Here is a 1,723-nt window from a genome sequence, read left to right as displayed (position 1 = left end):
AATTAGAGCCGCACTTAATACTTGCAACCTTTCCCATCTCAAGCTCAATAATCCGATCACAATTTGCAACCGTAGTAAGCCTATGGGCAATCATCACTAAAGTTAAGTCCCGGCTTAATCCTTCCACTGCTTCCATCACCGCCTGTTCGGTTGCATTATCTAATGCGCTTGTTGCTTCATCAAATACCAGCACACTTGCTTTTTTATATAAAGCCCTCGCAATCCCTATCCTTTGCCGTTGCCCACCACTTAATCTAATTCCCCTTTCACCCACAAAACTTTTATAGCCTTCAGCGCTGTTTTCAATAAAGGCTGCAATTTGTGCCTGCTCTGCAGCAGCCCTCACCTGCTTCATGTTGATTTGCTCTTTTGGCACACCAAAGGCAATATTTTCTGCAATCGAGCTATCAGCTAAAAATATTGATTGCGGCACATGGGCAATGCTTGCCCGCCAAGCCCTCACCCGTTCTGGTGCTGTAGCACTATGAATATCAACACCATCAACTAGCAATTGCCCGCCACTCGGCACCAATAACCCCATCAATAAATCAACCAGTGTGCTTTTGCCACTACCGGTGCTCCCAATAATTCCGATCCTTTCTCCTTTTTTTATTTCTAAATCCAAATCCTTCAGCACCATTGGTGCATCTAAGCCATAACTAAAGCTTAAGCTTTTGATTTCAACCATTGCATTCAGCGGCAATGGCCTGTTGTGTTGGCTTTGCAATGCACCTTGTGGCATTGGTTGGTTCAGCATCGCCAACACATCAGCTACCGCTGAGCTGTAGGCGCGAATGCCAGCCCAGTTGCCATAAATCTGTTGCAAAGCCGGTAGCAAGCGTTGCGCCCCTAGGGCCAAGGTGCCCAGTAAAGGAATCACCAGAGCTGTGTCACCCCGTTGCATTTTCAGCAGCAACGCTAAGGCTGCAATCAACAGCATCCCCAGCGCCTCTAGCCCATAGCGAGGGAATGCACCGAGGAATGTGCTTTGGGCCTGCTTTATCCGCATCGGCCGATCTGCCTTTTGGTAGATCCCTAGATAAGTGTTTTGGCTGCCATCTAGCAGCACATCCCTAATTGCCCCAAGCCCCTCCTGCAATGCCTTCATCTGGTGGCGGCTGGTTTCTGCCACCAAGGCGCTGTTAGCAGCAAGCTTTTTTTTGCTTGTGRTTGCCAGCAGGCCATAGGCCGCACCAAATACCACTGCTGCCGTTAGGGCAACGCCCCAATCCACCACAAACAGGGCCAGCAATAAGCCAGCTGCCACCAGTACTGAGGTGAATAGCTGCAGGGTTGAGTTCAACACCACCACAGTGAGCCCGATCTGGCTTGTGATGCCAGTGATCACACTGCTGCTATTGCGTTGCACATGCACCGCATAGGGTTGATGCAAGCTGCGTTTATAGGCTTCACAGCTGAGGTCGCTACCGATCGCAGCAGCCACACGCCCATTCAGCCATAAATTAAGCAGCCTCACTGCTGCTGCCAGCACTGCCGCCACACCAAATATCACTGTTGCCGGTAGCAGCAGCTGCCCAGCTGTTGTTATCCCCACTGCCTTAGCTAAACCCTGCAGCACTGGTTGTTGCCAAATCCGTTGCGGATCACTTAACACCGCCAGAAATGGCAATACTGCCGCCAGTGAAAACACCTCCGCTAAACCACTAGCCAGCATCACCACTAGTAATAAGCCCAGCTGGATGCGTCTGCGCTTACTTAGGTG

At 50.5% G+C, this 1,723-nt stretch carries 1 protein-coding gene; it reads right to left on the bottom strand.

All coding sequences use genetic code 11. The features are described 5' to 3' along the window. Nucleotides 1-1,723, bottom strand: a 1,723-nt coding sequence (locus C7K08_RS13935; protein WP_106501117.1) for an ABC transporter ATP-binding protein, incomplete at both ends; no start/stop codon positions are given.

Source organism: Synechococcus lacustris str. Tous (assembly GCF_003011125.1).
GTDB classification, from domain to species: domain Bacteria; phylum Cyanobacteriota; class Cyanobacteriia; order PCC-6307; family Cyanobiaceae; genus Synechococcus_D; species Synechococcus_D lacustris.
This window is presented reverse-complemented; position numbering and strand designations above follow the sequence as displayed.